This is a genomic window from Rhizobium sp. 10N414, from assembly GCF_056394785.1.
This window is the reverse complement of record NZ_JBFTIN010000007.1, coordinates 49,545-61,822: the sequence shown is the minus strand read 5'-3', so window position 1 is coordinate 61,822 and position 12,278 is coordinate 49,545. Positions and strand designations below refer to the sequence as shown.

Here is a 12,278-nt window from a genome sequence, read left to right as displayed (position 1 = left end):
CAATGCTTTTGTTTGAACAAATGCAAGCGGAGGTGAAAAGTAAAGCGGAATCGTGGCGCTGCCCGGAAGCTTACAATTGGGGCGTCAGCATTTCGAAACGGTCACGGATCGTCGAACAGGTATCGCCGTCACAGGTCAGCCTGCTGCCCGCATCGGCGCAAAAACACTCATCGCGCCTGTAAAGAGCTTGGCCAGYGGCGACGCGTAGGAGCCGCGCTTGCTGGTCGACAGCCCAAGTGACACCAGCGCTTCCGCCTGCTTCACCGCCGCGGCTACGCCGTCGACAACGGGCACCCCGTAGATATCCTGCAGCTCGCGAGCCAGATCAGTCATCCCGGCGCAACCAAGCACGATCGCTTCGGCGCCATCCTCAGCAAGAGCACGCTCGATCTCGGCCCGGAGCTTGCCGATAGCACCCGAGGCGGGATCTTCGAGCTGAAGAACCGGAATATCGGAGGCGCGCACCTTCGCGCGGCCTCCCATGCCGTAGCGCCGCACGAGGTTGTCGATCAGGACGCGCGAACGCTCCAGCGTCGTCACGACGGTAAATCGCTGCGCCAGGAAGCCTGCGGTGGCGACCGCAGATTCGCAGAGCCCAAGCACCGGCACGTCGGCAAAGCTGCGCGCCGCATCTAGTCCCGTGTCGTCGAAGCAGGCGATGATGGCGGCATCGTATTCGCCAGCCCGCTCCTTGAGTTCGCTGAGAAGTCCCGGGATTGCGAGCGCTCCGTCATAATGTCCTTCGATCGATACCGGCCCCATGCGTGAGGTGGCGGCAATGATGGCGGTGCCGGACGCCGCGACCGCGCGGGCAGCAAAGGCGGCCTTGTCGGTCATGGTTTCAGTCGTATTGGGATTGACCAGAAGAATGCGCATTAGGGGTTAGCTTACCTTTGCCTGGCGCCGACGCAGCATGAGCATGATGCCGAGCGCGACGAGGATGATGGTGAAGGAAAACAACGTCGTGACCGTGCCGAGCGCATAGAGCACCGGCGTGGTGACGTTGGTGGTCATGCCGTAGATTTCGAGCGGCAACGTGTTGTAACTTCCTGACGTCATCAGCGTGCGGGCGAACTCGTCGTAAGAGAGCGTGAACCCGAACAGGCCGACACCGATCAGGCTGGGGGCAATCATCGGCAACACGACATGACGAAAGGTCTGCCACGAATTCGCGCCAAGATCGCGCGCAGCTTCTTCGTAGGCTGGCGAAAACCGGTTGAAGACGGCAAACATGATCAGCACGCCAAAGGGCAGCGTCCATGTCAGGTGCGCGCCGAAGGCGGACGAGTACCAGGCAGGCTTAAGGCCGCCCTGCTGGAAGACCACGCCGATCCCGAGCGAAATGATGATCGACGGAACCACCAGGCTCGCGACCGTTGCGTAGAAAAGCACGGTCGCGCCCCGGAAGCGGCGGCGGAACGCCAGGCCGGCCAACAGCGAGACGACTACGGTGACCACCATCACCATCAGCCCGAGCGTGAACGAGCGGCGGAAGGATGCGCCGAAATCCCCGACTGCCTGCTTCTCGAAGAGATTGTAGAACCAGTGAACGGAAACGCCATTCAGCGGGAATGTTAGGCCCCCGTCGGGCCCCTGGAAGGACAGGATCAGGATCGCCGAGAGTGGTCCGTAGAGGAACAGCACGAAGACAAGGAAGAAGGCAGCGAGCACGTAGAATTCAAAGGTGCGCTTCTCGTGGTTCATCTCAAAGCTCCTTACGAATATCGACGACGCGCAGGATGGCGGCGACCATCATCAGGACAACGATCAGAAGCACGACGGCATTCGCGGCAGCGGCCGGATACTGCAGCAGCGACATCTGGTTCTTCATCATCAGCGCGACCGAAGCGCTCTGGCCACCGGACATGACCTGCACGGTCGAAAAGTCGGCCATGACGAGGGTGACGACGAAGATCGAACCGATCGCGATACCGGGCTTTGCCAGCGGCAACACGACATTCCAGAGGATCTGCCAGCCGGTGGCCCCGGCGTCTCGCGCCGCCTCGAACAGCGACCGGTCGATGCGCATCAGCGTGTTGAAGATCGGCGTCACCATGAAGAGTGTGTAGAGATGCACCATGGCGAGAACCACGGCGAAATCGGAATAGAGCAGCCATTCGATCGGCTGCGGCACGATGCCCATCTGCACCAGCGCGGAGTTGACCAGACCGTTGCGGCCGAGCACCGGGATCCACGAGATCATGCGGATGATGTTGGAGGTCATGAACGGCACTGTGCAGACCAGAAACAGGATCATCTGCGTCGACGTGCGCCGGATATGAAAGGCGAGGAAATAGGCGACCCAGAAGCCGATGAAGAGTGTCAGGCTCCAGACGATCACCGTGAATTTCAAGGTGTTGAGATAGGTCTTCCAGGTGACCCATGAACCGAGCGTGTCGGTGTAGTTCATGGTCAGGAAATCAGGGTAGAGACCGGCGAAGTCGTAGTCCCAGAAACTAACGACGGCGATCATGGCGATCGGCAGGATGAAGAAGAAACCGAGAATGAGGATTAGCGGCGTCGCCTGCAGATAAGAGGCTGCCCATGTCGGCCATCCGATCCGTCGGCGGCTTGTCTGTTCCGATTGGTGCTCGGCCTGCGAAGACGCGATCGTCGCCATGTTTCCGGTCTCTCCGTTATAGACGCCCTCCCCCCCAAAGGAACTGGGGAGAGGGCCTGGCAGAAGCGGTTGCCTTAGGCAGCGATGAACTCGTTCCAGCGGCGAACCATGTAGCGGTCTTCGTCCATGACGGAGTTCCAGCACGCCACATGACCCATGCGCTCTTCGAACGAACCACCGTCGCGAACGGCGCCGGCCTTCTCCATGACCTTGCCCTCAGGCGAGAGGATATCGCCCTGGGCGGCCTTGCCTTCGATCCAGTAGCCCCACTCGTCAGCCGTCATGAAGTTCTTGGCGGTGTCCATGCAGGCCGAGTAGTAGCCCTGGCGGTTGAGGTAGCCGCCGACCCAGCCCGACGTGTACCAGTTGATGTATTCATAGGCCGCGTCGAGCTGCGCGCCCTTGAGGTGCGAGGCAAGGCCGAGACCGCCGCCCCACGAGCGGTAGCCTTCCTTGAGCGGCTGATACTTGCAGGCGATGCCCTTGGAGCGGACGGCCGCGACAGCCGGCGACCACATGGACTGGATGACGACTTCGCCGGAGGCCATCAGGTTGACCGACTCGTCGAAGCTCTTCCAGAAGGCGCGGAACTGGCCGTCCTGCTTGGCCTTGATGAGGAACTCGATCGTCTTGTCGATCTCTTCCTTGGTCATGTTGCCCTTGTCGGCGTATTTGATGTTGCCGAGCGCTTCCATGATCATCGCGGCATCCATGATGCCGATCGACGGAATGTTGAGGATCGAGGTCTTGCCCTTGAACTTCGGGTCCATGATATCGGCCCAAGTGGTGATATCGCGACCGACGAGATCCGGACGAATGCCGAGCGTATCGGCATTGTAGATCGTCGGCATCATGGTGAAGAGCTCGGTTTCGCCCTTGGCGAAGGTCTTGGCGTCCGCGCTCTCGACATAGCCGACCGTGTGCGGCGCCGTGCCCTGCGCGATGACGCTGTCCGGCTTCAGCTTGCCGTTCTTGAACAACGGAACGACCTTGTCGTAGTACTTCAGCTTCTTCACATCCATCGGCTGGATGACGCCGGTCGGGTAAACCTTCTTCAGGATCCAGTATTCGATGTCGGCGATGTCATAGCTGTCAGGCTGCGTCACGGCGCGCTGGGCGGCGGCGTCGGAATCGGTCGCCGTCATCTCCAGCGTGATGCCGAGGTCCTTCTTGCACTGCTCGGCAATGGCGTTGATGTTGGAAACACCCGTGCCGAACTGGCGTAGCGTGATGTTGGACTGCGCCCAGATCGTCGGGAAGCCGGTGATGAGGCCCGAGCCTGCAGCAGCGCCGAGCGCGGCGGCGCCAGTTTTCAGCAGGCTGCGGCGGGAAATCCCGACCTCAGTCTTGGTCGTCTTCTTTTCAGTTGTCATGTCAGTTCCCCTTCTTTTTGCTGGTGAGGTTCATGCACGGCCGAGGAGGACCGCGTCCTCCAGAGCCCATCTCAGAGACACCGCATCGCCGACCGATACGGGTTTGGCGAAATAATCGCCGTCACTCGCGATAACAGTGAAGTCGTCACTGCCCGCGCCGGCCACCGTGAGCTTCACCGAGGCGCCGCGATATTCGATATTGGAGACGACACCGTTGAAGCCGAGCGTCTTGTCGGAAGCCTTTTCGAGGCGCACACGATCCGTGCGGACGCCGATATCGACGCTCTCGCCGGCATGCTTGCCGTTGCCGCGCACCGAGAAGGTCTGCCCTTCCGGAACCTCGAGCGTAGTGACACCGCCATTTGAAGACACAACGCGGCCGGAAAGAACATTGTGATCGCCCATGAAGCGAGCGACGAAGGCGGTGGCCGGCTCCTCGAAGACCTTGCGCGGCGTTGCCGCCTGCTCGATCTTGCCGTCGTTCATGATGACGATGATATCGGCGAGCGCCATCGCCTCTTCCTGGCTGTGCGTCACGTGCACAAAGGTGATGCCGAGACTCTTCTGCAGCTTCTTCAGCTCCGCACGCATGCGGATCTTCAGGAAGGGATCGAGGGCTGAGAGCGGTTCATCGAGCAGCAGCGCTTCGGGATCTGTGATCAGCGCGCGCGCCAGCGCCACGCGCTGTTGCTGGCCGCCAGAGAGCTGTAGCGGTCGCCTCGTCGCATAGGCGTCCATCTGCATCAGCTTCAACATGTCAAGCGCCTTGGCGCGCCGGTCCTCCTTCTCGACGCCCTTCATTTTCAGGCTGAAGGCGACGTTGTCGATGAGATCAAGATGCGGGAAGAGCGCATAGGACTGGAACATCATCGCGGTACCGCGCTTGGCCGGCGGAAAATCGGTGACGACGGTATTCCCGAGCCTGATATCGCCTGAGGAAATGCTTTCGTGCCCGGCGATCATGCGCAGCGTCGAGGTCTTGCCGCAGCCGGAAGGCCCGAGAAAGCAGCAGTAGGAGCCGGCCGGAATCTTCAGGCTGATGGAATGGACCGCCGTCGTGGCGCCATACACCTTGGAAACGGATATGATATCGATCTCTGCAGCTTTCGACATTGATCTTCCCCTGTTTGAGAAAGACAATGCATCTGCCGTGCCAGTTTCTTTTGCGGCGCACAAAACGTCGGGAAATCAAAGACTTCCGATCGATGCAACGTCATATATCAAAATTCAGGCAGCGGCGTCACATGCACACAAAATAGGCCATCGTCTGCAATTCGTGCAAAATATCGTATACAATTTAGCCTTCACTTTGCGCGCAAATTCCGTTTAACTTTTACGGGAAACGCAGATATCATTTCCCGGTCAAAAGGTATTTGTGTTCATGAAGCCCACCGCAACGGCCCTGCAGACTGCAGAGGATCCAGCCGATACAGGCACACAACAAATCCGCGACGCGATCCGCGATGCGATCGTCGAGCGGCGTCTGTCACCGGGAACGAAGCTGTCTGAAAGCGATGTCGGCAACTTGTTCAATGTCAGTCGCACGCTTGCGCGCGCCGCCTTGCAGGCTCTTTCCTATGAAGGTCTGGTCAGCGTCGAAAAGAATCGTGGCGCCTTCGTCGCCTACCCCTCGCCCGATGAGGCGCGCCAGATCTTTGCCGCCCGCCGTCTCGTGGAGCCCGGGATCTTGCGGGAGGCCGCGGCCAGAGTCACGCCTTCGCAAATCCAGCATCTGAAGCAATTGCTGCTCGAGGAAGGCCGCCTGATGGGCGAGCGCGGCCAGACGGCCCGGCGTGCCGAGATCAAGGCATCAGGCGACTTCCATCTGACGCTTGCTGCCATATCCGGCAACGCCATCATGCAGCGTTTCATGGATGAGCTTGTTGCCCGCTCATCGCTAGTGATCGCCCTCTACGGCCAATCGACCATATCGAGTTGCGGCCATTCCGAGCACGGCGACATCCTCGTCGCGATCGAGCGGAGCGATCTCGACGAGGCATGCAGGCTGATGCTGCACCACATTGCGCATATCGAGGCCGATCTCGACCTGCGCGAACGCAAGAGCGTCGGCCTCAAGGAAGCCTTCGAACCATAGCAAGTTTTATACGGGAAGCGGGATTGCGGCCCTACGACCGCAATCCAACCGTTCAGTTGCCGGAGCGGCGCTCGGCTGGCTGTTCTGCAACGGCGACAATGTCAGCCGTGCCATTGGCAAGCAGACGCTTGCGGACGAGGACGCCCATGACGCGGGCAGCCGTCGAAAAACTCATCTGGTCGAGCGGTCCTTCGCCCTCCCAGGGTTTGGTAAGCCGTTCTGTGACGGCTCCGACGATGTTCATCGGAACGATGTCGTCGCAGTGGCGCATCGCCTCGAAGACCTGGCTGATGGGAACAACACGTCCCTCGAAAGTGACAATCGGCTCGGTGAGCTCCGTATCCCACTCTTCGAAGGCGTAGAGTGCTTCGCGGAAGAGTTCCTGAAGGGTGAACGGGGCATGTCCATCGTGAAGCGGCGGCAAGGCATTCGTCATGTCTGTCTCCTCTTTGGGGGCTAGTGCCATTCCTCCTCTTCGGCCGGCAGAGCTCGGGAAACAGAACTCAAGATTCCCCTGCGAGGCCGAAAACACGATCGATGTTATAGTGTAATATACGCGTGATAAAGCCCTTTATCGGCGCATCGGCTCCACCGCGCCCGACAAGAAACAAACAGGCCATTGATATTGCAGAGAATATCAATGGCCACCCGGCGTCAAAATTAGAGATTTCTGAACTGTTGGAGGATCACTGCGTGATCGAGAACGTCATGTTGACGGTGATGTTGTAGCTGGTTTCACCGCCCTGGACCGGGACGGCTGAGTCTGCCGCGGCCTTCATCATGGCGGCCCGAGCGACCGGCACCGGCTGTGGACGCGGCGACGTCTCGCTGATCTCGATCACGCGCCCGAGCTTCACGTCAGCTGCCCCGGCCAGCGTCTTCGCCTTCTCGATGGCATTGGCGACGGCATTCTTGCGAGCCTCCTCCATCACCTTTTCCGGCTTGTCGTTGGTGAATTGAATGTCGCCACCCTGATTGACACCGAGCGTGACGGCTTCGTCGAGGATGGCGCCCAGCTTGGACAGGTCGCGGACGCGCACGCTCAGGGAGTTGGAGACCTGGTAAGCGACCAACTGCGGCTGCTGTGGCTGACCATCGTTGGATTGCGGGTAGGTGAATTGCGGCTGCACTGAAAAGCCCGACGTCTGGAGATCGCGCTCGGCGATGCCTGCCTTTTTCAGCGCCGCCAGGACATCAGTCATCGACTTGTTGTTTTCGTCGAGCGCTTCGCGTGCGGTCTTTGCCTGCTTCACGACGGAAAGGTTGAGCACCGCCATGTCGGGCGCGACGCTCGCCTGTCCCTCGCCACTGACGGAGATCACGGCCTCGCGCGGCTGCGAATCAGCAGCCAGTGTCGGCAACGCCATGGTGGCGATCGGAAGGCCAAGCAAAAGGCTGAAGGCAATGGTTCTGGTGTTCGGCAGCACGGTGTTTAACTCCCTGATTGTGAAGTCTCGATTGCCGTCTTGCCGATTGATTGTGAAGCTATTGCGGCAGTCCCTTGTGAGCGCTCAAGAATTGCGTTAGAGCGAAACCCGTTCCGGGGAACCATTGCGCCGGACACGGCAGCCATGCTGTCGCCGGGCCTGTAGCTCAATGGTTAGAGCCGGCGGCTCATAACCGCTTGGTTGGGGGTTCGAGTCCCTCCGGGCCCACCAGTTCTTTCTTGTCCAGCCCGGAGACATAGGTAACAAAACGTACCTACCACATGGGTGACAACCTCGTGCCGAACGGGTTGCCGATGGTTTGCAAGGTCCTCTGCTCGAGGTCGATATATCCGAGATCATAGTGCATGAAGCTGACGAGCCAAATGCCGTCGTCGACCTCCTTGATTCCCAGTTTCTGTCCGGCCAGCACGGTCGAGATGTTGATCGTCTTGCGGTAGATGCAGATGCGGCCGCAATGGGTCACCAGCGCGTCACGGTCGTGGAACGGATAATTGATCTCCGGCAGCCCGTTATATCGGCGCGCCGATGGCGTGTAGAGATCGAGCGGCACCTTCATCGCCAGGGCTTCATGCGGCCGCTCGGTATTGAATTCGCTGACGAACGCATCGAAGCGGGCCTGTTGCTGCAGGATATTTCTGCCAGGTGGCCTGGTCGCCTCTTTCTTCAGCGTCAGGTGCATGCGCTCATGCCGGCCATTCTCTTGCGGATGGCCCGGCCTGATGCGCTCGAGCGCGATGCCGAGCCGCAGCCACCAGACTGACAGCTTCGACAGATTGTAGAGGCCGTTGGGGTTGGCGAACGGCAGGCCGTTGTCACTGCGGATCGCGCTTGGCAGGCCATGTTCGGCAAACAATCGGCGGAACGCCTCGAACACCCCCACCTCCTTTGTCGATTCGAAGGCTTCACCGGCAAGCAGGTAGCGTGGCGTCTGGTCGGTGACCGTCAGCGGGTAACAGTAGCGGCCATCGCCGAGTTTGAACTCGCCCTTGAAGTCGGCGCACCACAGGTCGTTCGGCGAAAGGGCCTGTGATAAGGCCGTTCCTTCTGCCCGATAACGGTGCCGCTGGCGGGCATGAGCGACCAGCCCGTGCCGGTCAAGCACCGCTCTTCGACGGCACGCGCACATCGTCGGCCAGACGCTTCACCAGCAGTTCTCTGCTCTTCCTGGCACCCCGATGCGGCTTCTCCTTCTTGAGCCGCACGATCATTGCCTCGACCGGCTCGGGCAACTGGTTGGCGTAACGCACCGGCCGTCGAGACCGATCCGTCAGCGCCTCCAGGCCGTCGTCCTCGTAGCGATTGAAGATTTTGTAGCCGGTCTTGCGCGAGATGCCGAACTCCCGGCACACATCGCTCATGCCTTCGCCCTCCAGCAGGCGGGCGACAAATCGTAGACGTTCCTCCATCACCGAAGTCTCTCTCCACGGCATCAACACCTCCCGCCAAAAGCGAAAAGTGTTACCCATGTCTCCGGTACAAAACGTCACCTATCTCTCAGGTCGGGCATCTTCCGATCCCATCCGCCGACATATCTCCCTTCCACAATCGCACACCGTTGGCTTCGATTTCAACGACGTTTCCGAGCCTCGGAGAGCCGAAATTTGATCCTTTTCGGCGCTAGTCCGACGCACCGACTATTGCCATTTTGCAACGCAGCGGCGTTTAGGAGCGCAATATGAGTGGATTCTTATATTAGAGAGGTTGCCACGCCGATGCAGCTGCACATAGGCTCCAGTCTCGAAGGGAGACGGGCCGATGCAATGGATTTCGTGGCACCGACCGATGCTGACATCGAAAATTACCGACCTGATCGATCGCATCCTGGAGTGCTGGTGCGACGAACATGGACATCACACCGGAAGTGTTGAAGCACGCCGAAAGGCAAACAGCCTGCTCCAATGGATCGAACTCGGCGTCACGGATGAACGGGAACTTTCGGACCTGATCCGCGACGACATCGTGATCGGCGCGCAGTAGACTGAACGGCTACCGCAAGGCCAGCATCCGTCGTGCACCAGACCGATGTCTCGTTCTTGCGCGGCTTGGCTATGCACTACCCTACCTATCTCTGTGATGATATGCACAATCGCCGCGCGGCTCACTTCATGGACGCGGCCCTTATGCCCAGCTTTGTGACGTCAAACGGACGATGAGATGAGCAAGCTTCTTTTGGCCCTTGCGCCTACTTTGTTGTTGGCGCTGTCAGTTTCTCCTACTGCTCTCGCTGAGACACGCCCGCTCTCAGAGATAACCAAGAAAACCGAAGCCCGAATTCTACGCGACAATCTGAAACCCAATGTCGCGTGCTACAAGGAAATCTTGGAGGACTTTCAAGAGCGGAAGATCAAGAAGGCGGACATATACGTCACCTTCGACGATCCCCAGGTTGAGGGCATTGGGATCGGGATAGCGGAGACTGACGAAAACTACTCTTGCGAAGGTGGCGAGATGAGAGCTTGGGAAGCCGGGAAGTACGAGGTCGTAAAGAAATTCCGTTAGGCACGTTGTCGGCCGGTCTATCGCCGATACGCTAGCTCCCTTGTTTGTCGGGCTCTTAATCGGGTTGGGCTACAAGCAAACCAGCCAAAACCCTTTAGCTGACGCAATAAATGGCGAGCGCCAAGGTTGGCACGTTAGTTAAGTTCATGAGGGTTTTGATGCTCGACCCGCCGTGTTCTTGGCTTCGGCTAAAGAAGGGCGCGCAAGAGTCATCGCGGTTTTCCGCTCACCGTCTGGTGTCTGGGTTTACCGTTGGGCGGCCTTCTTCGAAGCTTGTCAGTATCAACTGGGGAAGACAATGCCGTCAAAAAGCTTCCTTGACGTCCTGATCGTCCCTGCGCCCTTCACTCTGCCGTCTGGGCCTAGATCGAGGAACACCTCCATGTCGCCGGTTGGGTGCTCAATCACGTAGCGGCCGTCGCTGGGCGCTTCGACAAGGCCGTGTGCGGGAGAACCGACGAGGCGAGTGGGTACCTAAGCACAATCTCGTGCTGCGTGGCGTCATCGGGGTCTTCCCTCCTGCCCACCAGTCTCAAATGCCATCAGGCCGGGTCAAGCAGGAAGCTCTTGCCTCACACGGGAGAGCCGAGAGGTCAGCCTACCCGTTGGTGATCCTCTCGAGCCCTCGGGGAGCCCGAAGGCGCCCTTGCGTGTCCTTTTTGGCGGAAGGACGAGAACAACTTAGACAGAGCATGCCCGCTTGGAAAGTTGGACCAAGGTCCGATCGGAAGGAGGGAGGCTGCAGGAGGGTTGGTCCGCGACATCCTAAAGCCTCCCTCATCCTTCGGGGCAGAAGGACAAGGGTCAGTTAGCGCTGGCCCAATGCTTGGGTAGTTGGACTTAGGTCTGACGAATTCGCCGCCATCTTGCGAATCGAATCGGCAGTGCCGCGCGTCGGTCACACCCGGCGCACCGAAGCCCTTGAAAGTAGAGGGAGATTATAGCCAGATACCAAGTCCTATTGGTAATCCGGGCCAAGCGCGCCACCTTCACTCAATGCCGCGTTCGCCGCCGTTCCGCCGTCTTACCTAGCCGGCAGCGGAACCTAGCGACGACAACGGCGTTTCGTGCTCACTGTGGATCAGAGAACGACTCATAAATCGCAACCCCGCAACGAACCGGCGACGTCGCAACTTAATGGGGCGTCGACTGCCGACGGCTTGGTTTTCACAGCGAGCCTGGAGACCGGCATCAGCAGGCAGGCGGGCAAAAAGGGATTTGTCTATTACGACGCCGGTGGCATCCGTATCACGGAGCCATCGGAGCTCGATCGCATCTCCGCGCTTGCCATTCCCCCGGCCTATACCGAGGTCCTGATTTCTGCCGACCCCCATTCCCACCTGCAGGCCACTGGCCGCGACGCTCGCGGCCGCAAGCAATACCGCTACCATCCCAAATGGACTGCCGAGCGGGAAAAGAGCAAATTCGAGCGGCTTGCCGACTTCGGCTCGGCGCTTCCCGCGATCCGGAAGAAGGTGGATTCAGACCTCCGACGCCGGGCACCCAACATCGACAAGGCGCTCGCAACAATCGTCTGGCTGCTCGACAATCTCTTCATCCGCGTCGGCAATGCGAGCTACGCCGCGGAGAACGCTTCCTATGGCCTGACGACGCTGCGCAACAAGCATGTGAAAATATCAGGGTCGAGCATTCACTTCCGCTTCAAGGGCAAGTCAGGAAAGGAATGGCGCCTCAGTCATAGCGACCGTCGCATCACGCGCGCCGTGCAGATGCTCCAGGAGCTGCCCGGGCAACAGCTTTTCCAGTACATCGATGACGATGGTGTCTGCCACCCCATCCAATCACAGGACGTCAACAGCTACATACGGCAAGCATCCGGAGCCGATTTCACGTCCCGCCAATTCCGCACTTGGGGAGCAACGCAAATGGCTGCGACCGGGCTGGCTTCGCTTGAACCACACGAAAGCCAGCGAGGGCGCGCCCGGCAGGTGAATGAAGTCATCGACGCAATTGCCGCGCGCCTGGTCAACACGCGCGCAGTATGCCGGTCGTCCTATATCCATCCAAAGATATTCGAAAGCTTTGAAACCGGCGACCTTGCCAGTCTCGCCAACGCCCGACCGAGCCGAAGCGTGCGACTGCTGCGCTGGATGAATCAGGAGGAGATCGCCGTGCTCCGCTGGCTCAAGGCGCTCAATGGGCACTGACTCTATCTGTCCGCGCGCAATGGAACCAAACGGCTGCTCACACCGTTATGGAGGATTGCCGCGAATGCGGCCACG

At 59.6% G+C, this 12,278-nt stretch carries 11 protein-coding genes, 1 tRNA gene and 2 pseudogenes; 5 read left to right on the top strand and 9 right to left on the bottom strand.

Features of this window, described 5'->3' with window-relative positions:
* Window positions 1-70: 70 nt before the first annotated feature.
* From AC1DE4_RS09360 to AC1DE4_RS09335, 6 genes and pseudogenes are all read right to left on the bottom strand, one after another.
* Window positions 71-154 (bottom strand): annotated as a pseudogene (locus AC1DE4_RS09360) (flavin reductase family protein); the annotation flags it as partial.
* Window positions 136-876: an aspartate/glutamate racemase family protein gene (locus AC1DE4_RS09355; protein ID WP_477881134.1), complete on the bottom strand. Its 741-nt coding sequence runs from the start codon at window positions 874-876 to the stop codon at window positions 136-138. The gene AC1DE4_RS09355 and the pseudogene AC1DE4_RS09360, both read right to left, overlap by 19 nt.
* Before the next feature lie 6 nt (window positions 877-882).
* Window positions 883-1,704 carry an ABC transporter permease gene (locus AC1DE4_RS09350; protein ID WP_169681489.1) on the bottom strand — a complete coding sequence of 274 codons (822 nt, stop codon included), beginning with the start codon at window positions 1,702-1,704 and terminating at the stop codon, window positions 883-885.
* A gap of 1 nt (window position 1,705) precedes the next feature.
* Entirely contained in the window at window positions 1,706-2,620 is a 915-nt protein-coding gene (locus AC1DE4_RS09345) for an ABC transporter permease (RefSeq protein WP_018116581.1), read from the bottom strand.
* A gap of 74 nt (window positions 2,621-2,694) precedes the next feature.
* Window positions 2,695-3,993, bottom strand: coding sequence for an ABC transporter substrate-binding protein (locus AC1DE4_RS09340; RefSeq protein ID WP_018116582.1), 1,299 nt, complete (start codon window positions 3,991-3,993; stop codon window positions 2,695-2,697).
* A gap of 30 nt (window positions 3,994-4,023) precedes the next feature.
* Window positions 4,024-5,106: an ABC transporter ATP-binding protein gene (locus AC1DE4_RS09335; protein ID WP_477881132.1), complete on the bottom strand. Its 1,083-nt coding sequence runs from the start codon at window positions 5,104-5,106 to the stop codon at window positions 4,024-4,026.
* A 268-nt stretch (window positions 5,107-5,374) separates the two neighbouring features.
* On the opposite strand from AC1DE4_RS09335, the gene AC1DE4_RS09330 reads away from it, so the two are divergent.
* Window positions 5,375-6,088, top strand: coding sequence for a GntR family transcriptional regulator (locus tag AC1DE4_RS09330; protein WP_041912273.1), 714 nt, complete (start codon window positions 5,375-5,377; stop codon window positions 6,086-6,088).
* 52 nt (window positions 6,089-6,140) lie between these two features.
* On the opposite strand, the gene AC1DE4_RS09325 is transcribed toward AC1DE4_RS09330, so the two are convergent.
* Window positions 6,141-6,524, bottom strand: a complete 384-nt coding sequence (locus tag AC1DE4_RS09325; protein ID WP_018116585.1) for a BRA0787 family protein — start codon at window positions 6,522-6,524, stop codon at window positions 6,141-6,143.
* Window positions 6,525-6,774: 250 nt separating this feature from the next.
* Window positions 6,775-7,455: an SIMPL domain-containing protein gene (locus tag AC1DE4_RS09320; RefSeq protein WP_246733641.1), complete on the bottom strand. Its 681-nt coding sequence runs from the start codon at window positions 7,453-7,455 to the stop codon at window positions 6,775-6,777.
* Window positions 7,456-7,670: 215 nt separating this feature from the next.
* On the opposite strand from AC1DE4_RS09320, the gene AC1DE4_RS09315 reads away from it, so the two are divergent.
* Window positions 7,671-7,746: transfer RNA gene (locus AC1DE4_RS09315), tRNA-Ile, on the top strand.
* 43 nt (window positions 7,747-7,789) lie between these two features.
* On the opposite strand, the pseudogene AC1DE4_RS09310 reads toward AC1DE4_RS09315, so the two are convergent.
* Window positions 7,790-8,966: pseudogene (locus AC1DE4_RS09310) on the bottom strand (integrase core domain-containing protein).
* 325 nt (window positions 8,967-9,291) lie between these two features.
* Here AC1DE4_RS09310 and AC1DE4_RS09305 point away from each other — a divergent pair.
* From AC1DE4_RS09305 to AC1DE4_RS09295, 3 genes are all read left to right on the top strand, one after another.
* Window positions 9,292-9,513 (top strand): hypothetical protein, encoded by a 222-nt coding sequence (locus AC1DE4_RS09305; RefSeq protein ID WP_018116593.1) that lies wholly within the window; start codon window positions 9,292-9,294, stop codon window positions 9,511-9,513.
* 177 nt (window positions 9,514-9,690) lie between these two features.
* A complete protein-coding gene (locus AC1DE4_RS09300; protein WP_018857139.1) occupies window positions 9,691-10,035 on the top strand; it encodes a hypothetical protein in 345 nt (114 codons plus the stop codon).
* A gap of 1,160 nt (window positions 10,036-11,195) precedes the next feature.
* A complete protein-coding gene (locus AC1DE4_RS09295) occupies window positions 11,196-12,203 on the top strand; it encodes a DNA topoisomerase IB (RefSeq protein WP_192304689.1) in 1,008 nt (335 codons plus the stop codon).
* Window positions 12,204-12,278 lie beyond the last annotated feature (75 nt).